The following is a 19,734-nucleotide window of genomic DNA, read 5'->3' on the forward strand; positions in this document are numbered from 1 at the left end:
CCTCAGACGGCCGCAGCCGCGGCGGCGGCGCGCTCGTACACCTCGCGCTCCGCGGCGCCCAGCCGCGGACCGTAGAGGCGCTCGGGGGCGGAGCGGTAGCTGAAGCTCACGACCGAGGTGACGGTGCCGGTGCCGGCGGCGGGGTCGAAGCCGGACAGCCACGGCCCGCCGCTGGACCCGCCGCCCATGTCGCACAGGGTGCCGTGGTCGGTGGTGCCGCCGGTGTCGGGGAAGCGCCAGCCGGTGCAGTGCTGCAGCGTGTACCCGTCGCTCCTGCCGCTGGCGGCGGGGTAGCCGAACACGGTGACCCGGTCCAGGGGCGCGTCGAAGGCGATGTCCAGCGCGCCGGTCCGCTCGGCCAGCGCCACCCCGTCCTGGCGGCCGAGCACCACGAAGCCCACGTCGTGGTTGAGGGCGGCGGGGGAGTCCTGGTCCTCCTCCAGCCACTGCCGCGTGGCGAACGTCCCCGTCGCCGCCCACCGCCCGTACGGCTCGACCGTGCCCGCCATGCCGGGGACGAAGACGACGTCCTCGGAGGTGCGCCCGCCCTCGCTGAGGCAGTGCCCGGCCGTCACCAGGACGCTCGTGCCGCCCGCGCGCACGCTGCTGGCCGAGCACTCGTAGGGCAGCCCGCCCTGCGTGAAGTACAGCCGGCCGATCCTGGCCGTGACGGCCGCGTCCCCGGTCCAGGGCGAGGCGACGGCCACGGCGCCCCCGGTGACGACGGCGGCTGCGCTGCGCTGGCGGCGGGACACCGCGGGCGCACCGGCCTGCGCGGCGAGGCTGCGAGCGGCCTGCTCCCCGGTGGGCTCGGCGGTGGGCTCGGCGGCCACCGCCTCGACGGGGGAGCCGGTGGCCTCCGGGACCACCTGCCCGGGCGAGGCGGGCTGCGCCTGCGCCATCCGCTCCGGCGTCCAGTACTCCAGGGCCGATTCCTGCGCGGCCGCGCCGACCCGGGACAGCAGGTGCGCCGTGCCCCCGGCGGCGGTCGTGCCCGTCGCCGGGGCGGCGCCGGCCGGGACCGCGGACGCGGTCGCGAGGGCCGCGAGAGCGGCTGCGGTGAGGCCGGCGGTGCGGCGGCGGTGGGTCGCGGGCATGTGGGGTGTCCTCCCGTGGAGCGGTGCGCTCGGGCCATCCTCGCCGATGACGGGGCCGGCCGGGGCCACCGCGGAGGTACCGGTCCGGGCGGCGCGTGCCGGGCGCGGTCAGAATGTCCCGGTGAGCACCGACCTGCTGCGCCCCGCACCCGCCGCCCGCCCCGGGGCGCCGGACCCCTCCGGCACGACCGATGGGCCGGTGCGCGAGGTGGTCCTGCTGGGCAGCACCGGCTCGATCGGCACCCAGGCCCTGGACGTCGCCGCCGCCGCGGCCGGTCGCTTCCGCGTCGTGGCGCTCGCGGCGGGCGGCGCGGACGTGGACGCCCTGGCCCGGCAGGCCGTGGAGCACGAGGTCCGCGTGGTCGCCGTGGCCCGCCCGGAGGCGGAGGAGCCGCTGCGCGCGGCGCTGGCCGCGCACGCCCGGGCCGCCGGGCGCGGCGGCTGGTCCCCGCGCGTGCTGGCCGGGCCGGACGCCGCGGCCGAGGCGGCCGCCGAACCGTGCGACGTGGTCCTCAACGGCATGACGGGCTCGGTGGGGCTGCGCCCGACGCTGGCGGCGCTCGCGGCGGGGCGCACCGTGGCGCTGGCGAACAAGGAGTCGCTGGTCGCCGGCGGGCCGCTGGTCACCCGGGCGGCGGCCCCCGGGCAGCTCGTCCCCGTCGACTCCGAGCACTCCGCGCTGGCGCAGTGCCTGCGCGGCGGCGCGGCGGGGGAGGTCGCCCGGCTCGTGCTGACCGCCAGCGGTGGGCCGTTCCGCGGCCGCAGCCGCGCCGAGCTCGCGGGCGTGACCCCGGCGCAGGCGCTGGCGCACCCCACCTGGTCCATGGGGCCGGTGGTCACCACGAACTCCGCCACCCTGGTCAACAAGGGCCTGGAGGTCATCGAGGCCTCGCTGCTGTTCGGGATCGGCTACGAGCGCATCGACGTCGTGGTCCACCCTCAGTCGGTGGTGCACTCCATGGTGAAGTTCACCGACGGCTCGACCCTGGCGCAGTGCTCGCCGCCGGACATGCGCCTGCCGATCGCGCTGGGGCTGGGCTGGCCGCACCGGGTGCCGGGCGCGGCGGCGGCGGTGGACTTCACGCGCGCGGCGAGCTGGACGTTCGAGCCGCTGGACGCCGAGGCGTTCCCGGCGGTGGACCTGGCGCGGGAAGCGGGGCGGCGCGGCGCGACCGTGCCGGCGGTCCTCAACGCCGCCAACGAGGAGTGCGTGGCCGCCTTCCACGCCGGGCGCCTGCCGTTCCCCGGCATCGTCGACACCGTCGCCCGCGTCGTCGTCGAGCACTCCCCGGGCGGCGACCCGCGCGACGTGGCCGACGTGCTGGCCGCCGAGGACTGGGCCCGCGCCCGCGCCCGCGAGCTGACGGGGGCGCGCTCGTGAGCGAGGTGCTGCTGTGGGTCGTGGGCATCCTCGTGGCGGCCGTCGGCGTGGCGGTGTCCATCGCCCTGCACGAGGTGGGGCACCTGCTGCCGGCCAAGCGCTTCGGCGTGAAGGTCACCCAGTACATGGTCGGCTTCGGGCCCACCCTGTTCTCGCGCCGCCGGGGGGAGACCGAGTACGGGGTGAAGGCGATCCCGCTGGGTGGCTACATCCGCATGATCGGGATGTTCCCGCCGCAGCCGGGCGACGAGCCGGGCCGGGTGCGGGCCAGCTCGACCGGCCGCTGGGCGCTGATGGCCGAGGAGGCGCGCGCCGCCAGCTTCGTGGAGGTCGGCCCGGGCGAGGAGCACCGGACCTTCTACCGGCTGCCTGTCGCGAAGCGCATCGCGATCATGTTCGGCGGCCCGTTCGTCAACCTGCTGCTGGCCCTGCTGCTCACCGCGGTGGCCGCCAGCGCGATCGGCGCACCGGGCCTGGTGCCCACGGTCTCCAGCGTGTCGCAGTGCGTGCTGCCCGCCGGCACCACCGCCACCGAGTGCGGCCCGGACGACCCGCCCGCCCCCGGGGCCGAAGCGGGCCTGCAGCCGGGGGACGTCGTCGTCTCCTTCGCCGGGGAGGCGGTCACCGGCTGGCAGCAGCTCTCCGACGCCATCCGCGCCTCGGGCGGGCGCACCGTCGACGTCGTCGTCGAGCGCGACGGGCGGCGCGTGGAGCTGACCGCCACCCCGGTGCTCACGCAGCGGGCCGTGGTCGACGAGGACACCGGCGAGGTCACCGACCGCGTCGAGGAGGTCGGCTTCCTCGGCGTCTCGCCGAGCATCGCCGTGGTGCGCACCCCCCTGGCCGAGGTGCCCGGCGTGGTGGCCGAGCAGGTGGCGGACGTGGCCGGGATCGTGCTGCGCCTGCCGCAGCGGCTCGTGGACGTGGCGCAGGCCGCCTTCGGCAGCGAGGCCCGCGACCCGAACGGGCCGATCGGCGTGGTCGGGATCGGCCGGCTCGCCGGGGAGCTGAACGCGCAGCCGGCGGTCATCGCCGGTGACGAGCTGGCCGAGCGCACCTCGCGCCTGGTGTCGCTGCTGGCCGGGCTCAACGTCGCCCTGTTCGTCTTCAACATGATCCCGCTGCTGCCGTTCGACGGCGGGCACATCGCCGGCGCGCTGTGGGAGGTCGTGAAGAAGGCGCTGTTCCGGCTGCGCCGGCGCCCCGACCCCGGTCCGGTGGACGTGGCCAAGGCCATGCCGGTCGCCTACGGGGTCTCGCTGGTCCTCATCGGGATGAGCGCGCTGCTGCTGTACGCCGACATCGTGCGCCCGGTCACCCTGGGCTGAGGGTCCCGGGCGTCCGTCCCCGCGCACGCCCCGGGTGAACACCCGGTGGCGGCGCGGTGCAGGCCCGCGCCCGTGGTCGTCGCCGCGCCCGCGCGGGTCGATACTGGGCGGGTGACCGTGAGCCTCGGCCTGCCCGCCCTGCCGCCGCCCGTCCTGGCCCCGCGCCGCAAGACGCGCAAGATCAAGGTGGGCACGGTCGACGTCGGCGGTGACGCCCCGATCTCGGTGCAGTCGATGACGACGACGCCGACGACGAACATCAACGCCACGCTGCAGCAGATCGCCGAGCTGACCGCGACCGGCTGCGACATCGTGCGGGTGGCCTGCCCCAGCGCCGACGACGCCGAGGCGCTGCCGATCATCGCGAAGAAGTCGCAGATCCCCGTGATCGCGGACATCCACTTCCAGCCCAAGTACGTCTTCGCGGCCATCGAGGCGGGCTGCGCGGCGGTGCGCGTCAACCCGGGCAACATCCGCAGGTTCGACGACCAGGTCAAGCAGATCGCGCAGGCGGCCAAGGACGCGGGCGTCTCGATCCGCATCGGCGTCAACGCCGGCTCCCTGGACCCGCGCCTGATGGCCAAGCACGGCAAGGCCACGCCCGAGGCGCTGGTGGAGTCCGCGGTGTGGGAGGCCTCGCTGTTCGAGGAGCACGACTTCCACGACTTCAAGATCTCGGTCAAGCACAACGACCCCGTCGTCATGGTCCGCGCCTACGAGCTGCTCTCCGAGCGCGGCGACTGGCCCCTGCACCTGGGCGTCACCGAGGCCGGTCCCGCCTTCCAGGGCACCATCAAGTCCGCCACCGCCTTCGGTGCGCTGCTGAGCAAGGGCATCGGCGACACGATCCGCGTCTCGCTGTCCGCGCCGCCCGCCGAGGAGGTCAAGGTCGGCATCCAGATCCTGCAGTCGCTGAACCTGCGCCCGCGCAAGCTGGAGATCGTCTCCTGCCCCTCCTGCGGCCGCGCCCAGGTGGACGTCTACTCCCTCGCCGACGCCGTCACCGAAGGGCTGGAGGGCATGAGCGTGCCGCTGCGGGTGGCGGTCATGGGCTGCGTCGTCAACGGCCCCGGCGAGGCCCGCGAGGCCGACCTGGGCGTGGCCAGCGGCAACGGCAAGGGGCAGATCTTCGTCAAGGGCGAGGTCATCAAGACCGTTCCCGAGCACGCGATCGTCGAGACCCTCATCGAGGAGGCGAACCGGCTGGCCGCCGAGATGGGCGAGCCGGGCGACGAGTCCGCCGCCGGCAGCCCGACGGTCACGGTCGGCTGACGGGGAGCCCCGTGCGCCGCGGTCGAGGTCGCGGCGGGGGTCGCGTGGACGCCTCGCCCCCCGCGCGACAGGATGCCGGGGTGCACCCGACCGCGTCCACGGCCACGTCCCGCGGGTCCGCCGGGCCCGGCGCCCTGCGCGTCCTCACCGGCGCCGACGCACCGGCCCTGCTGCGGCTGTGCGACCGCGACCCCGTCGCCAACCTCTTCGTGTCCGCGCGGGTCCTGGGCCTGCTGGCCCGTCCGGGCACCGACCTCGGTGGCCAGGTGTGGGGCTGGTTCGAGGACGGCCGGCTGGTGTCGGCCTGCTGGGCCGGCGCCAACCTGGTGCCGGTGGAGGCCACCCCGGCCGCGCTGGACGCCTTCGCCGCGCAGGCCCGCGCGCAGGGCCGTCGCTGCTCCTCGCTGGTCGGCCCCGCCGAGGCCGTCCTGGCGCTGTGGCAGCGCCTGGAGCCGCACTGGCGCGGCGTGCGCGAGGTGCGCGCCCGCCAGCCCTTGATGGTCTGCGACGGCGAGCCGGCCGTGCCCGCCGACCCGGCGGTGCGCCGGGCCACCCTGCGCGAGCTGGACCTCGTGGTGCCCGCCTGCGTGGCCATGTTCACCGAGGAGATCGGCTACGCCCCCGCCCCGCCCGACGGCGGTGGCGCGTACCGCGCCCGCGTGGCCGAGCTGGTCTCCACCGGCCGCTCCTTCGTGCGGGTGGATCCCGGCCCGACCGGTCCCGAGGTGGTCTTCAAGGCCGAGCTGGGCGCCGTGGCGCCCAGGGTGGTGCAGGTGCAGGGCGTGTGGGTGCCCCCGCACCGGCGCGGCGAGGGCCTGGCGGCCCCCGGCATGGCGGCGGTCGTGCAGGCCGCCCGCGCCGGCGGCGTGGACGTCGTCTCGCTGTACGTCAACGACTACAACGCGAAGGCGCTGGCGGCGTACCGCCGCGTCGGCTTCCGCGAGGTCGGCACCTTCGCGACCGTGCTGTTCTGACGCCCTCTCCTCCCGGCGTCCTGCTGTTCCCGCGCCCCGCCCCGGCCGGGCGCGTCCCCGGGCGCGGATAGGCTGCCGGGCGTGCTGATGCGGATGTCGACGCTGTTCCTGCGGACCCTGCGGGAGGACCCGGTCGAGGCCGAGGTCGCCAGCCACAAGCTGCTGGTGCGGGCCGGGTACATCCGTCGCGCCGCCCCCGGCATCTACACCTGGCTGCCGCTGGGGCTGAAGGTGCTGCGCAGGGTCGAGGCCGTGGTGCGCGAGGAGATGGACGCCGCCGGGTTCCAGGAGGTCCACTTCCCGGCGCTGCTGCCGCGCGAGCCGTACGAGGCGACGAACCGGTGGACCGAGTACGGCGAGGGCATGTTCCGCCTGAAGGACCGCAAGGGCGCCGACTACCTGCTGGCGCCGACCCACGAGGAGATGTTCACCCTCCTGGTCAAGGACCTGTACTCCTCGTACAAGGACCTGCCGCTGTCGATCTACCAGATCCAGACGAAGTACCGCGACGAGGCCCGCCCGCGGGCCGGGGTCCTGCGCGGGCGCGAGTTCGTGATGAAGGACTCCTACAGCTTCGACGTCGACGAGGCCGGTCTGGAGGTCTCCTACGAGAAGCACCGCGAGGCCTACGTCCGCGTCTTCACCCGCCTGGGTCTGGAGTTCGTCATCGTCTCGGCCGTGTCGGGCGCCATGGGCGGCTCGCGCAGCGAGGAGTTCCTGCACCCCACCCCCATCGGGGAGGACACCTTCGTGCGCTCGGCGGGCGGGTACGCCGCGAACGTCGAGGCCGTCACCACGCCCGTGCCGCCCGCGCTGCCGTTCGACGACGCCCCGGCCGCGCACGTGGAGGACACCCCCGACACCCCCACGATCGAGACGCTCGTCGCGTCCGCCAACGCCGCCCACCCGCGCCCCGACCGGCCGTGGACGGCCGCGGACACCCTGAAGAACGTCCTGGTCGTGCTGCGCCACCCCGACGGCACCCGCGAGCCGCTGGCGGTGGGCCTGCCGGGCGACCGCGAGGTGGACCTCAAGCGGCTGGAGGCGGCGCTGGCCCCGGCGGAGCTGGAGGCCTTCGAGGAGAAGGACTTCGCGGCGAACCCGGCGCTGGTCAAGGGCTACATCGGCCCCGGGGTCCTGGGGGAGGGGTCCGCCTCGGGCATCCGCTACCTGCTGGACCCGCGCGTGGTGGAGGGCACTCGCTGGATCACCGGTGCGGACGAGCCGGGCAAGCACGTGTTCGACCTGGTCGCCGGTCGCGACTTCACCGGCGACGGTGTCGTCGAGGCCGCCGAGGTGCGCGCCGGCGACCCGGCACCGGACGGTTCCGGCCCGCTGGAGCTGGCCCGCGGCATCGAGATCGGCCACATCTTCGCCCTGGGCCGCCGCTACGCGCAGGCGCTGGACCTGAAGGTCCTCGACGAGAACGGCAAGCAGGTCGTGGTGACGATGGGCTCGTACGGCATCGGCGTGACCCGCGCCCTGGCCGCCATCGCCGAGGGCAACCACGACGACAAGGGCCTGGTGTGGCCGCGCGGGCTGGCACCGGCCGACGTGCACGTCGTCGCCACCGGCAAGGACCCGGAGGTGTTCACCACCGCCGAGCGCATCGCCTCGCAGCTGCAGGCCGACGGCGTGGAGGTCCTGCTCGACGACCGCCCGAAGGTCTCGCCCGGGGTGAAGTTCAAGGACGCCGAGCTGATCGGCGTGCCGACGGTCCTCGTCGTCGGCAAGGGCCTGGCCGAGGGGGTCGTGGAGCTGCGCGACCGCCGCAGCGGCGAGGCCCGCCAGGTGCAGCTCGCCGAGGCGGTGCCGGCCGTCACCGCCGCCGTGCGCGGCTGACCCTCACCGCCGCCGCGCGCGCAGCCGCACCGCGGCGGTGGTCCCCGCGACCACCGCCGCGGCGGCTGCCGCGGCCACGGCCGCCGCGGTGGAGGAGTCCGTCCCGGACAGCCGCCCGGCGCACACCCACGCCAGGCCCCACGTCAGCGCCGCCCCGAACGCCAGGCGGCCGTGCGAGCGGAGCGCGGTGAACACCCCCACCGCGGCCGCGACGGCGAGCACCCCCACCGCCCACGCCGGCTCACCGGCCGTCAGCCCGGCCTGCTTCAGCCAGGCCGCGGTGTTCGCGACCGTCGCGATGCTCACCCACCCCAGGTACAGGCCCACGGTGCCGTCCACGAGCACGGCTTCGAGGCGGCTGCTCGGGCGGATCGCGACCAGGCGCCCGAAGGCGACGACGAGCACCGCGAGCAGTGCGGCGATCACCAGGACCGAGGCGCCGACCCACCCCGCCTGCACGGTCGCGATCCAGGCCAGGTTGAGCACCAGCGAGGCCGCGACCCACCAGCCGGTCGCCCGCTGGCGCGCGTCGTGCGCGTGCGCGGGCAGCGCCTGCCACACCGCCAGGGCCACCAGGCCGGTGTAGACCACGCTCCAGATCGCGAACGCCGGGCCGGCCGGTGCCACGAGCGTCGCGTCGGCCGACAGGGCCCCGCCCGCCGCCTCGGCGATCGGGGTGCCGCCGAAGGCGCCGGAACCGACGGCCGAGCCGATCACGGCCACCAGGGCTCCGACGGCGACGGCACCGCGGCGCAGGCCGTCGCGCGAGGGGGTGCCACCGGCGGAGCGGGGCAGGGCGGAGGCGGTGCTCATGCACCGATCGTCCGGCGGACCGACCTGGTCCGCACCCCGGCGCAGCACCGAGGAGGGCCTGTCGGAGGCCGCTGGCGAGCCGGTCTCAGGGCTCCAGGTCGACGAGCACCGCGGCGTGGTCGGAGGCCCACACCCCGTCCACCGGCTCGGTGGCCACCAGGCGCGCCGAGCGCACCGCCCCCTCCCCGCTGAACGGGGTCAGGCCCACCAGCACGTGGTCGATGCGGGCGCTGGGCTGGTGCACCCGCGCCACCCAGGGGTTGCGCCGGTCCCACGTCAGGCCGGGGTCGGCCGGGTCGGCGAAGCGCCAGGCATCGACGAGCACGAACCCCTCCACGGGCCCCGCCGTCTCGTACCCGAGGGCCAGGCGCAGCTCGTCCGAGGTGACCACCGCGTTGAAGTCCCCCGTGAGCACGGGTGGGTAGCGCTCGCCCTTGCGCCGGCTCGCGGCCACGAAGGGCACGAGCCGGCGCACCTGCGCCACCCGCACCGCCGACTCGGCGGGCGAGGAGTTCAGGTGCGTGGTGGTGAACGGCAGCGGCCGCCGGGGGGTGTCCACGAGCACCTGCAGGGCGGTGCGCCCCTCGTCCTCGTGCCCGCCGGCGGGCAGCTGCAGGACGCGCTGCTCCAGCAGCGGGTACCGGCTGAGCACGGCGTTGCCGAAGTCCACGTCGCCCGCGCCCGGGTCGTGCGGGGACAGCCGCCGCTGCCAGCGCGCGGGTCGCGGCGAGGGGGACCACGCGGCCCGCATGCCCAGGCGCTCGGCGAGCCAGTGCGCGAGGTTCTCCCCGCCGGGACCGCCGGTGGCCCACACCTCCTGCAGGCCCACGACGTCGGGGCGGTGCTCGGCGAGGACGGCGAGGATCGCCTCGCGGCGGGCGCGCCAGTCGCCGAAGCGCCACCAGACGTTCCAGGTCATGATCCGCAGCGGGCGGCCGGCGGGCACGGGTTCGGGGGCGCTCATCTCACCCTGCAGTCTCCCAGCGCGCCGGCGGCGGCGGCCGCGGGGGTCGGCCGCCGCTCAGGCACCCGGGGTCGGGTCGGCGGGGGCGGTGGTGGTGCCGGTGGGCAGCGGCAGGCCGTCCTCGCCGGTTGCGGGCAGGCCGGGCAGGTTCACGGTGGTCCCGCCCCATCCGCGCGCGGCACCGGCGGTGCGCAGCACGCCGGCGGCGGCGAGGGCGCGGTCGGCGCGCGAGGCGGCGGCCAGGTCCGCGTAGACGGCGGTGAGCCGCTCCTCCACCGAGGCGGCCAGCAGGCGTGCCGCCTCGGCCGTGGGGGCGGCCGCGTCGTAGGCGGCCTGGGCCCCGACGGGCTCGGCGCCGCGGGCGCGCAGGGTGCCGGTGAGGTCGTCGCGGACGGCCCGGTGCGCGACCGCCGCGGCCAGGGCCCGTGCGCGCGGCTCGTCCACCAGGCGGCCGGCGACGAGCCCGTAGCACCACACGGCCGCGTGCTCGCCGGCCAGGACCGCCTGCAGGGCCGCCACGCCCCCGGCGTCGGGGGAGGGGGACGAGGGGGCGGCGGGTGCGGAGGAGGGGGCCGGGACGACCGGGACCCGCGGCGGGGACGCGCCGGCGGCGGTGGCCGTCGCGTCCGCCAGCAGGACCCGCGAGGCGGCCACGGAGCACAGCAGCCGGGCCATGCCGCCCCCCACCCCGTCGAGGGCGTCGAGGGCGCGCGCGGCGGCGGCGGCGAGCTCCTGCGCCAGGGCGCTCGCGTCCCCGGGCGCGCTCTGCTGCGCGGACGCGGGCACCACCGGGTCGGCCCCCAGGGCGCGCAGGTGGGCCGTGCACGCGTCGGCGACCGAGACCGCGACCTGCTGCACGGCGGCGGGGGCGGTCGCCGGGGCGGTGGCTCCCGCGCCCGCCGGCGCGAGGGCCAGGGCCTGCGCCAGGAGGCGGTGGGCGTCGTCCACGGCCCGCTCGCGGGCCTCGTCGTCGGGCCCGCGCTGCGCCGTCGGGGTGGGCTCCGCCCCGCTCACCCAGCGCACGCCGCAGCCGGCGACCAGGGGGGTGCCCGCCAGCGCCGCGAGGGCGGCGAGGGCGGTGCGCCGGTCCGGTGCCCGGCGGTCCGCTGCGGGGGCGCGCTGCGCGGGGCGGGGGAGAGCGGGCACCCCGGGATCGTGCCACGCGCGTGGTCGGGCGCCTGGCGCGCGCCGGGATACCCTGGGCAGTCGTCGTGGCGAGCGGCGGGTGGCCCCTCGGGGGAACACCCGCCGCTCGCGCGCGCAGAGCTCTAGAGCAGGGGAGGGACGGTCGTGCCGTCGCTGGACGAGGCCGTGGCCAGGCAGCTGGGGGCCGTCTTCGCGGACGAGCGCCGCTCCGCCGGCCTGGCGCTGGAAGCGGTGGAGGTGTCCACCGCCGGTCGCCGGCGCGTGGTGCGCGTGGTGGTCGACCTGGCCGGGGAGGAACCGGGCGAGGTGGACATGGAGGCGGTCGCCGTCGTGTCCGCGGCGGTGTCCGAGGTGCTGGACTCCTCCGACGTCCTCGGCGCGGCGCCGTACACCCTGGAGGTCACCTCCCCCGGTGTCGACCGCCCCCTGACCACGCCGCGCCGTTGGGCGCGCGCCCGCGGCCGCCTGGTGCGCGCGGTGCTGACCGACGGCGGCGCGCTGCTGGGCCGGGTGGAGTCGGTGGACGCGCAGGGGGTGCTGCTGCGCCTGGAGCCGCAGCCCGTCAAGGGCCGCCCGCCGCGCGCGAAGGACGTGGGCGTGCCCCGGGAGGTGCCGTTCGCCGAGCTGGTGCGCGGTGAGGTGCAGGTGGAGTTCCGCCGGGCCGACGGCCCGGACGAGCTGGACGACGCGCCGGCGGACGAGCTGGACGACGAGCTGGACGACGAGCTGGACGACGCGGGACGCGAGGACGAGCAGTGAACATCGACATGGCGGCGCTGCGGCTGCTGGAGCGCGAGCGGGAGATCCCGTTCGAGGCGCTCGTGCGGGCGATCGAGCAGGCGCTGCTCACCGCCTACCACCACACCGAGGAGTCCCAGCAGCACGCCCGCGTGGAGCTGGACCGCAGCAGCGGTGAGGTGCGGGTGCTCGCCACCGAGCGCGATGCCGAGGGCGCCGTGGTGCGCGAGTACGACGACACCCCCGACGGCTTCGGCCGCGTCGCGGCCACCACCGCGCGCCAGGTCATCCTGCAGCGGCTGCGCGACGCCGCCGACGAGCAGGTGCTGGGGGAGTTCGCGAGCACCGAGGGCGACATCGTCTCCGGGGTCGTGCAGCAGGGCCGGGACCCGCGGGTGGTGCAGGTGGACCTCGGCTCCCTGGAGGGCGTGCTGCCCCCGGTGGAGCAGGTGCCGGGCGAGGAGTACCGCCACGGCAGCCGGCTGCGCTGCTTCGTGGTGAGCGTGAAGAGGGGGCCGAAGGGCCCGCAGGTGGTCCTGTCGCGCTCGCACCCGAACCTGGTGCGCCGGCTCTTCGCGCTGGAGGTGCCGGAGATCGCCGACGGCACGGTGCAGATCACCGCGTTGTCCCGCGAGGCGGGGCACCGCACCAAGATGGCCGTGCGCGCCACGCGCCCGGGCGTCAACGCCAAGGGCGCCTGCATCGGCCCGGTGGGACAGCGCGTGCGGGCCGTGATGGCCGAGCTGCGCGGGGAGAAGATCGACATCGTCGACCACAGCGACGACCCGGCCACGTTCGTCGCCAACGCCCTGTCGCCCGCCCGGGTCACGTCCGTGGAGGTGGTGGACGCGGAGGCCCGCTCGGCCCGCGTCGTGGTCCCCGACTACCAGCTGTCCCTGGCCATCGGCAAGGAGGGGCAGAACGCGCGGCTGGCCGCGAAGCTGACCGGCTGGCGCATCGACATCCGGCCCGACACCGAGCAGCCGCAGGCGCCGGGGGCCGCGGGCGGGCGCTGACGGCCGGTCGACTCCCGCGACCCGCCCGAGCGCGTGGCGGCGCTACACTGTCCCCATCGTTACACTCGCTGAGGCCGGTCGCTCCGACCGGCGATCCACCGCCCCCGCCGTCCGTCCCGCCTCCCAGAGCGCGGGCACGGAACACGCGAGGACGTGCGTGGGTTGCCGTGAGAAGGGTTCCCGGTCGACTCTGTTGAGGGTCGTCGCGGCGAGCGGCGAGGACCAGATCCTCGTCGACGAGCGACGGCGGCTCCCCGGCAGGGGCGCGTGGCTGCACCACAGCACCGCGTGCCTGGACCGGGCGGAGAAGCGCCGGGCCTTCGCCCGTGCGCTGCGACGCACCGGCCTCCTCGACACCTCCGGCGTGCGGTCCTTCCTGGAACCGCCCGCCGAGGGGGTCGTTCCCACCACCACCGATGAGAGCGGGTCGAACAGCTGATGAGCACCCGATGAGCTCGTGCAGATGAACCCCGACGACTGACGACGGTCCGCGCCCGGTAGTGGTGGCCCGGACCAGACAGGAGAGATGTGGCAAAGGTCCGGGTCTACGAACTCGCCAAGGAGTTCGGAGTCGAGAGCAAGGTCGTCCTGGCGACGCTGAAGGAGATGGGCGAGTTCGTCCGGTCGGCGAGCTCGACCGTCGAGCCGCCGGTCATCCGCCGGCTGAAGGACAAGTTCCCCGCGGACGGCGCCTCCGGTGGCGCGCGTCCCACCCCGGCGGCGAAGCCGGGTCCGCGCCTGCCGCAGGGTGCCCGTCCGGGCCCCGTGCGTCCGGCCGCTCCCGCTGCTCCGCCCGCCCCGGCGGCCCCCGCCCCCGCGGCGGCTGACGCCGGAACCCCCTCCGCGCCCGCCCCGGCACCGGCGAGCCCGGCCCCGGCCGAGGCGCAGCCCCCGGCTCCGGCGGCGCCGGCGTCCCCCGCCTTCCAGGCACCCGCACCGTCGGCACCCGCACCGTCGGCACCCGCCTCGCCGCAGCAGCGGCCGGCCGTGCCCGGCGCGAACCGCCCGGTGCCCGGCGGTCCCCGTCCGTCCACGCCCCCGGCCGCCGGTGGCCCCGGTGCCGGCACCAGGCCGGGCGCGCGTCCCGGTGGTCCCGCCACCCCGGGCGCCCGTCCCGGTGCTCCGGCCGGTCCGGGTGCGCGCCGTCCCGGACCGCCCGAGCGCGCCGAGCGCCCGGGTCCCGGTGGTGACCGTCCGCGCGGCGACCGTCCCGAGCGCAGCGAGCGCCCGGACCGCGGCGAGCGCCCGGCTGCGGGTGCCGGCCGTCCCGGTGCCCCCGGAGGTGCCCGTCCGGGTGCCCCGCGCCCGGGCAACAACCCCTTCGCGAACAGCCAGGGCATGCCGCGCCCGCAGGGCGGTGCGCGCCCGGGCAACAACCCCTTCGCGAACAGCCAGGGCATGCCGCGCCCGCAGGGCGGTCCCCGCCCGGGTGCGGCCGGCCCCGGTGGCCCCCGTCCGGGTGCTGCCGGTCCGGGTGGTCCCCGTCCGGGTGGTCCCCGCCCGAACCCCGGCATGATGCCGGCGCGCCCGACGGTCGGCCGTCCGGGTGCTCCCGCCGGTCGTCCGGGTGCTCCCGGACGCGGTGGCCCCGGTGGCGGCCGCGGTGGCTTCGGCGGTCGTCCCGGTGGCGGCACCGGCGGTCCCGGTGGCACCGGTGGCGGTTTCCAGGGGCGTCCGGGTGGTCCCGGTCGCGGTGGTCGCGGTGGTACGCAGGGCGCGTTCGGTCGCGCCGGTGGCCGCCCCGTGCGCGGGCGCAAGTCCAAGCGCGCCAAGCGCCAGGAGTACGAGGCGATGCAGGCCCCCTCGGTGGGGGGTGTGCAGGTCCCGCGCGGTGACGGCTCCACGGTCGTCCGCATCCGCCGCGGCGCCTCGCTGACCGACTTCGCCGACCGCATCGACGCGAACCCCGCGTCGCTGGTGACGGTGCTGTTCCACCTCGGTGAGATGGCCACGGCCACGCAGTCGCTGGACGAGGACACCTTCCAGGCGCTGGGCGCCGAGCTCGGCTACGTCGTCGAGGTCGTCTCCCCGGAGGACGAGGAGCGCGAGCTGCTCGCCGGGTTCTCCATCGACCTGGACGCCGAGCTGGAGGCCGAGGGCGACGAGGAGCTGGAGTCGCGCCCGCCGGTCGTCACCGTCATGGGTCACGTCGACCACGGCAAGACGAAGCTGCTGGACGCCATCCGCTCGACCGACGTGGTGGCCAAGGAGGCCGGGGGGATCACCCAGGCCATCGGTGCCTACCAGGTCTCCAAGGAGCACGAGGGCGTCGAGCGGGCGATCACCTTCATCGACACCCCGGGCCACGAGGCCTTCACGGCCATGCGTGCCCGTGGCGCCAAGGTGACCGACATCGCGATCCTCGTGGTCGCGGCCGACGACGGCGTGATGCCCCAGACGATCGAGGCGCTCAACCACGCCCAGGCGGCCGACGTGCCGATCGTCGTGGCGGTCAACAAGGTCGACAAGGAGGGCGCGAACCCGGCGAAGGTCCGGCAGCAGCTCACCGAGTACAACCTGGTGGCCGAGGAGTACGGCGGCGAGACGATGTTCGTCGACGTCTCCGCGAAGCAGGGCATGGGCATGGACAGCCTCCTCGAGGCCGTCCTGCTCACCGCCGACGCCGCGCTGGACCTGCGGGCCAACCCCGACAAGGACGCTCGCGGCATCGCCATCGAGGCGAGCCTGGACAAGGGTCGCGGCCCCGTCGCCACGGTCCTCGTCCAGTCCGGCACGCTGCACGTCGGTGACGCGATCGTGGCGGGCACCGGCTACGGCCGCGTGCGCGCCATGCTCGACGAGCACGGCAACCAGCTCTCGGAGGCGACCCCGTCGCGTCCGGTGCAGGTGCTGGGCCTGACGTCGGTGCCGGGTGCGGGCGACACGTTCCTCGTGGCGCCCGACGACCGCACCGCTCGTCAGATCGCCGAGAAGCGCGACGCCGCCGAGCGCAGCGCCCTGCTGGCGAGGTCGCGCAAGCGCATCTCGCTGGAGGACTTCACCAAGGCGCTCGAGCAGGGCAAGGTCGAGACCCTCAACCTCATCCTCAAGGGTGATGGTGCGGGCTCGGTCGAGGCCCTCGAGGACGCCCTGCTGAAGATCGACGTCGGTGACGAGGTCGAGCTGCGCGTCATCGACCGCGGTGTCGGGGCCATCACGAAGAACAACGTGAACCTCGCCGTCGCCTCGAACGCGATCATCCTCGGCTTCAGCGTCCGCCCGGAGCAGCAGACCAAGGAGTACGCGGACCGCGAGGGTGTCGACATCCGCTACTACTCGGTCATCTACCAGGCGATCGAGGACGTCGAGAACGCCCTGCGCGGTCTGCTCAAGCCGGAGTTCGAGGAGGTCCAGCTCGGGACGGCGGAGATCCGCGAGGTCTTCCGCTCCTCGAAGTTCGGCAACATCGCCGGCTGCCTCGTCCGGTCGGGGCTCATCCGCCGCAACACCAAGGCGCGCGTGCTGCGCAACGGTGTCGTGCACGGGGACAACCTGACCATCGAGTCGCTGCGACGGTTCAAGGACGACGCCACCGAGGTCCGCGAGGGCTTCGAGTGCGGTATCGGCCTCGGCTCGTACAACGACCTCCAGGTCGACGACGTCATCGAGACGTTCGAGATGCAGGAGAAGCAGCGCTCCTGACGCGGTGATCGACGGCCGGGGCGGGACCTCCCTCCCGCCCCGGCCGTTCCCGTCCGCACCCGCGGGCGGAGCGGGCGAGTCGCGCGGGGGAGGCCGCACCCCCCCGACGTGTTCACAGGCACCCTGACGTTCGACCTCCTCCTCGGCGACGTGCACTCGCTCAAGGGCAAGCGGAGCCTCGTGCGACCGCTGGTCGCCGAGCTGCGCCGCTCGTTCGACGTGGCCGCCGCCGAGACCGGTTCTCTCGACCTGCACCGGCGCGCCGAGGTGGCCGTGGCGGTCGTCGCCCCCGACGCCGCCCGCTGCACCGACGTGCTGGACCGCTGCGAGCGGCTGGTCGCGGCGCACCCCGAGTTCCAGATCCTCTCCACCCGGCGGCAGTTCCTGTCGTCGGACGACTGAGCACCTCCAGGAGGGAAGTCCCGTGGCGGACCCCACTCGCGCCCGCAAGCTCGCCGACCGCATCAAGGTCGTCGTGGCCGAGGCGCTCGAGAAGCGCGTGAAGGACCCCCGTCTGGGGTTCGTCACCATCACCGACGCCCGGGTCACCAACGACCTGCAGCACGCGACGCTGTACTACACGGTGCTCGGCAGCGACGAGGAGCGCGCCGGCACGGCCGTGGCCCTCGAGAGCGCCAAGGGCGTGCTGCGCGCGGAGGTCGGCAAGCGCACCGGCGTGCGCCTGACCCCGACGCTGACGTTCGCCAGCGACGAGGTCCCCGAGACGGCCACCCAGATCGAGGAGCTGCTGCGCGCCGCGGCCGAGCAGGACGCCCGCGTGGCGGCCCTGGCCGCCTCCGCCCAGCCGGCCGGTGAGGCGGACCCGTACAAGAAGCCCGTCGAGCACGACCTCGGCGAGGACGACGACTTCGACGAGGACGACTTCGACGAGGACGACGGCCTCGAAGAGGACCCCGACGAGGACGGCGGCGCCCCCGGCGACCGCCCGCTGCCCTGAGCGCTGCGGCGGAGGGCGCCGGGCGCCCGCAGGTCGGCGACGGGATCCTCGTGGTCGACAAGCCGGCGGGCTGGACCAGCCACGACGTGGTGGGCCGCTGCCGGCGCCTGCTGGGCACCCGCCGCGTCGGGCACGCCGGCACCCTGGACCCCGCGGCGACGGGGGTGCTGGTGCTGGGCGCCAACCGCGGCACGAAGTTCCTCACGCACCTGGTGGCCCACGACAAGGCGTACACCGCCACCGTGCGGCTGGGCCTGGCGACGACCACGGACGACGCCGAGGGTGAACCCCTGGGCGAGCCCGCGGACGCCACCGGCCTGGGCGCGGACGCGCTCGCCGCGGCGGTGGCGGCTCTGACCGGCGACCTGCAGCAGGTTCCCAGCTCCGTCAGCGCCATCAAGGTCGACGGGAAGCGCTCCTACGCCCGGGTCCGCGAGGGTGAGGTCGTGGAGCTGCCCGCGCGCCCCGTGAGCGTGTCCCGCTTCGAGGTCCTCGCCCGTCGCACGGACGGGCCCTTCGTGGACCTCGACGTGGAGGTCGAGGTCTCCAGCGGCACGTACGTGCGGGCCCTGGCCCGTGACCTCGGCGCCGCGCTCGGTGTCGGCGGCCACCTGAGTGCGCTGCGCCGCACCCGCTCGGGGCCGTTCACCCTCGCCGAGGCGCGCACGCTGGCCGAGGTCGAGGCGGCCCCGGCCGTCACGCCGCTGGCGCAGGTGGCCCGGCGGTTGTTCCCCGTGCGCGAGCTCGACGCCGGGGAGGTGGGGAGGGTCGCGCACGGCGGTTTCACGCCGCCCTCCGGCCACGACGGCCCGGTCGCCGCCTTCGCGCCGGACGGCACGCTGGTGGCGCTGCTGGGCGACACCGCCCGCGGGGCCAAGCCCCTGCTGGTGCTGACCCCCGCGGGCTGACGGGTCTCACACCAGCGTGTAGCCGCCGTCGACGGCGATGGACTGCCCGGTGACGTAGCGGGACGAGTTCGAGGCCAGGAACGCGACCAGGCCGTCGAGGTCCTCGGGTTCTCCCATGCGTCCCAGCGGGGTCAGCTCCTCCCAGCGCCGGCGCAGGTCCGGGTTCGCGTCGGTGAACTGCCGCGTCATGTCCGAGAGGAAGTAGCCGGGCGACACGGCGTTCACACGCACACCCGTCGCCGCCCACTCCACGGCGAGCGACGCCGTGAGGTGGGCGACCCCCGCCTTGGAGGCGTTGTACGCCGCCTGGTGCTGGGGCACGTTGACGATCGTCGCCGACATCGAGGCCACGTTGACGACCGCGCCCCGGCCGGCGGGCACGGCGCGCCGGCCGAACGCCTGGCACGCCAGGAAGGTCCCCGTCAGGTTGATGTCGATCACCCGGCGCCACTGCTCGGCGGACTGGTCCAGCGCGTCCGCCCACACGGCCACGCCCGCGGCGTTCACCAGGACGCGGGGCGTGCCCAGTTCGGCCTCCACCCGTTGGAAGGCCGCCTCGAGCGCGTCGGGGTCGGTCACGTCGGTGACGGTCCCGAGCGCCGCGACGCCCGTCTCCCCGTGCAGCCGAGCCCCCTCCTCCTCGACGGTGCCGAGCACGTCCAGCAGGGCCACGGACATCCCCTGCCGGGCGAGCGCCGCCGCCATCGACCTGCCCAGTCCGCGCCCGCCGCCGGTGACGACGGCGACGGCGCCGGCCAGGTCGGGGTGGACCGCTTCGCGGGCCGCGCCGCTCACCGGCTCAGCCCCTCCTTGGCGAACCGCAGCGCATCGCTCGCCAGGGCCCGGTTGTCGGTCCACAGGTTCCGCCAGATCGCCAGGGAGTTGGACAGCGTGGGGTGCACGACCTCCGAGGAGAACGACTCGAAGGTGACGATGCCGTCGTACTGCACCTCGCGCAGGGCCGTGAAGAACTCCTCCCACGGGACCGTCCCGGTGCCGAGGGCTCCCCGGTGGGACTCGCCGATGTGCACGTACCCCAGCTTGCCTGCGGCGGCGGCGGCGTGGACCGCCTCGGAGAACGACCTCTCCTCGATGTTCATGTGGTACGTGTCCAGGTGGGCGACGACGTTGTCGCGGCCGACGGCGGCGATGTAGTCGAGGGTCTGCTGCACCGTGTTCACGACGTTGGTCTCGTACCGGTTGCAGAACTCGATGCCCAGGGTGATGCCGGAGGCGGCGGCCTCGTCGGCCAGCCGGGCGATCGTCTCCTGCGAGTTCGCCATCCCCCGCTCGGTGACGGGGCCGTCGTACTTGCCCAGCTTGGAGTAGATCACCCCGCACAGGACGCTCCCGCCGACGTCGCGCACCACGCGCAGGGCCTGCCCCAGCCGTTCGCGACCGCGGGCCACGACCTCGGGGTCCTCGCTGGAGACGTCGGTCGACTCGTCCAGGCCCAGCGAGCCGCTGGCCCGCAACCCGTGCTCGGACAGCAGGCGCGCGGTCGCGGCGGTGTCGAAACCGCTGGGCTCGATGAGGGCGAGCTCGATGAGGTCGTAACCCGCCTCGGCGGTGGCGGAGATCGCACCGCGCGCCTCGGTCTCGCTCCAGCCCCCCGTCCAGACGAGGGCGTGGACGCCGTGGGTGGTGCTCATGGT

Annotated in this window: 18 protein-coding genes and 1 pseudogene; 13 read left to right on the plus strand and 6 right to left on the minus strand. The window is 75.7% G+C overall.

All coding sequences use genetic code 11. The features are described from left to right. Positions 1-2: 2 nt before the first annotated feature. On the minus strand, positions 3-1,097 hold the full coding sequence (locus tag ACRYR9_RS00690) for a trypsin-like serine peptidase (protein ID WP_432491696.1): 1,095 nt from the start codon (positions 1,095-1,097) through the stop codon (positions 3-5). Positions 1,098-1,218: 121 nt separating this feature from the next. On the opposite strand from ACRYR9_RS00690, the gene dxr reads away from it, so the two are divergent. The 5 genes from dxr (at position 1,219) to ACRYR9_RS00715 (ending at position 7,894) form a co-directional block, all read left to right on the plus strand. Further along, positions 1,219-2,478: a 1-deoxy-D-xylulose-5-phosphate reductoisomerase gene (gene dxr / locus ACRYR9_RS00695; protein ID WP_432491698.1), complete on the plus strand. Its 1,260-nt coding sequence runs from the start codon at positions 1,219-1,221 to the stop codon at positions 2,476-2,478. Then, positions 2,475-3,806 (plus strand): M50 family metallopeptidase, encoded by a 1,332-nt coding sequence (locus ACRYR9_RS00700; protein WP_432491700.1) that lies wholly within the window; start codon positions 2,475-2,477, stop codon positions 3,804-3,806. Before dxr ends, ACRYR9_RS00700 begins: the two co-directional genes overlap by 4 nt. A 111-nt stretch (positions 3,807-3,917) precedes the next feature. Further along, complete coding sequence (gene ispG, locus ACRYR9_RS00705) at positions 3,918-5,078, plus strand: flavodoxin-dependent (E)-4-hydroxy-3-methylbut-2-enyl-diphosphate synthase (RefSeq protein WP_432491702.1); 1,161 nt, start codon at positions 3,918-3,920, stop codon at positions 5,076-5,078. Between the two features lie 80 nt (positions 5,079-5,158). Further along, a complete protein-coding gene (locus ACRYR9_RS00710; RefSeq protein ID WP_432491704.1) occupies positions 5,159-6,052 on the plus strand; it encodes a GNAT family N-acetyltransferase in 894 nt (297 codons plus the stop codon). A gap of 81 nt (positions 6,053-6,133) precedes the next feature. Then, complete coding sequence (locus ACRYR9_RS00715; RefSeq protein WP_432491706.1) at positions 6,134-7,894, plus strand: proline--tRNA ligase; 1,761 nt, start codon at positions 6,134-6,136, stop codon at positions 7,892-7,894. 3 nt (positions 7,895-7,897) lie between these two features. Here the strand turns inward: ACRYR9_RS00715 and ACRYR9_RS00720 are convergent, their stop codons facing one another. The 3 genes from ACRYR9_RS00720 to ACRYR9_RS00730 all read right to left on the minus strand — a co-directional run bounded on the left by ACRYR9_RS00720 (position 7,898) and on the right by ACRYR9_RS00730 (position 10,817). Continuing rightward, complete coding sequence (locus ACRYR9_RS00720; protein ID WP_432491708.1) at positions 7,898-8,707, minus strand: tryptophan-rich sensory protein; 810 nt, start codon at positions 8,705-8,707, stop codon at positions 7,898-7,900. 85 nt (positions 8,708-8,792) lie between these two features. Continuing rightward, positions 8,793-9,671, minus strand: coding sequence for an endonuclease/exonuclease/phosphatase family protein (locus ACRYR9_RS00725; protein WP_432491710.1), 879 nt, complete (start codon positions 9,669-9,671; stop codon positions 8,793-8,795). Positions 9,672-9,728: 57 nt separating this feature from the next. After that, positions 9,729-10,817: a DUF4439 domain-containing protein gene (locus ACRYR9_RS00730; protein ID WP_432491712.1), complete on the minus strand. Its 1,089-nt coding sequence runs from the start codon at positions 10,815-10,817 to the stop codon at positions 9,729-9,731. Positions 10,818-10,961: 144 nt separating this feature from the next. On the opposite strand from ACRYR9_RS00730, the gene ACRYR9_RS00735 reads away from it, so the two are divergent. From ACRYR9_RS00735 to truB, 8 genes and pseudogenes are all read left to right on the plus strand, one after another. Next, positions 10,962-11,576, plus strand: coding sequence for an LSm family protein (locus tag ACRYR9_RS00735; RefSeq protein WP_432491714.1), 615 nt, complete (start codon positions 10,962-10,964; stop codon positions 11,574-11,576). Further along, positions 11,573-12,571 carry a transcription termination factor NusA gene (gene nusA, locus ACRYR9_RS00740; RefSeq protein WP_432491716.1) on the plus strand — a complete coding sequence of 333 codons (999 nt, stop codon included), beginning with the start codon at positions 11,573-11,575 and terminating at the stop codon, positions 12,569-12,571. The genes ACRYR9_RS00735 and nusA overlap by 4 nt, the downstream gene beginning before the upstream one ends. A gap of 193 nt (positions 12,572-12,764) precedes the next feature. Then, positions 12,765-13,010 carry a YlxR family protein gene (locus ACRYR9_RS00745; protein WP_432491718.1) on the plus strand — a complete coding sequence of 82 codons (246 nt, stop codon included), beginning with the start codon at positions 12,765-12,767 and terminating at the stop codon, positions 13,008-13,010. A gap of 89 nt (positions 13,011-13,099) precedes the next feature. Continuing rightward, positions 13,100-13,189: pseudogene (locus ACRYR9_RS00750) on the plus strand (translation initiation factor IF-2 N-terminal domain-containing protein); the annotation flags it as partial. After that, a complete protein-coding gene (gene infB, locus ACRYR9_RS00755) occupies positions 13,178-16,213 on the plus strand; it encodes a translation initiation factor IF-2 (protein WP_432508692.1) in 3,036 nt (1,011 codons plus the stop codon). The pseudogene ACRYR9_RS00750 and the gene infB, both read left to right, overlap by 12 nt. 108 nt (positions 16,214-16,321) lie before the next feature. Next, complete coding sequence (locus ACRYR9_RS00760; protein ID WP_432491720.1) at positions 16,322-16,615, plus strand: DUF503 domain-containing protein; 294 nt, start codon at positions 16,322-16,324, stop codon at positions 16,613-16,615. Between the two features lie 22 nt (positions 16,616-16,637). After that, a complete protein-coding gene (rbfA, locus tag ACRYR9_RS00765) occupies positions 16,638-17,171 on the plus strand; it encodes a 30S ribosome-binding factor RbfA (protein WP_432491722.1) in 534 nt (177 codons plus the stop codon). Beyond that, a complete protein-coding gene (gene truB, locus ACRYR9_RS00770) occupies positions 17,168-18,079 on the plus strand; it encodes a tRNA pseudouridine(55) synthase TruB (protein ID WP_432491830.1) in 912 nt (303 codons plus the stop codon). The genes rbfA and truB overlap by 4 nt, the downstream gene beginning before the upstream one ends. Before the next feature lie 6 nt (positions 18,080-18,085). On the opposite strand, the gene ACRYR9_RS00775 is transcribed toward truB, so the two are convergent. Together ACRYR9_RS00775 and ACRYR9_RS00780 are read right to left on the minus strand one after the other, a co-directional pair. Then, positions 18,086-18,874 (minus strand): SDR family oxidoreductase, encoded by a 789-nt coding sequence (locus tag ACRYR9_RS00775; protein WP_432491724.1) that lies wholly within the window; start codon positions 18,872-18,874, stop codon positions 18,086-18,088. Continuing rightward, positions 18,871-19,731 carry a sugar phosphate isomerase/epimerase family protein gene (locus ACRYR9_RS00780; RefSeq protein WP_432491726.1) on the minus strand — a complete coding sequence of 287 codons (861 nt, stop codon included), beginning with the start codon at positions 19,729-19,731 and terminating at the stop codon, positions 18,871-18,873. The genes ACRYR9_RS00775 and ACRYR9_RS00780 overlap by 4 nt, the downstream gene beginning before the upstream one ends. Between the last annotated feature and the right edge of the window lie 3 nt (positions 19,732-19,734).

Origin of the sequence: Kineococcus auxinigenes, from assembly GCF_050871525.1 — a bacterium.
GTDB lineage: Bacteria > Actinomycetota > Actinomycetes > Actinomycetales > Kineococcaceae > Kineococcus.

Excerpts from the sequence above, each read along its gene's own strand:
- ACRYR9_RS00725 (WP_432491710.1), bottom strand. The coding sequence starts at position 9,671 with ATGAGCGCCCCCGAACCCGTGCCCGCCGGCCGCCCGCTGCGGATCATG.
- ACRYR9_RS00690 (WP_432491696.1), bottom strand. The coding sequence starts at position 1,097 with ATGCCCGCGACCCACCGCCGCCGCACCGCCGGCCTCACCGCAGCCGCT.
- ACRYR9_RS00780 (WP_432491726.1), bottom strand. The coding sequence starts at position 19,731 with ATGAGCACCACCCACGGCGTCCACGCCCTCGTCTGGACGGGGGGCTGG.
- ACRYR9_RS00720 (WP_432491708.1), bottom strand. The coding sequence starts at position 8,707 with ATGAGCACCGCCTCCGCCCTGCCCCGCTCCGCCGGTGGCACCCCCTCG.
- infB (WP_432508692.1), top strand. The coding sequence starts at position 13,178 with ATGGGCGAGTTCGTCCGGTCGGCGAGCTCGACCGTCGAGCCGCCGGTC.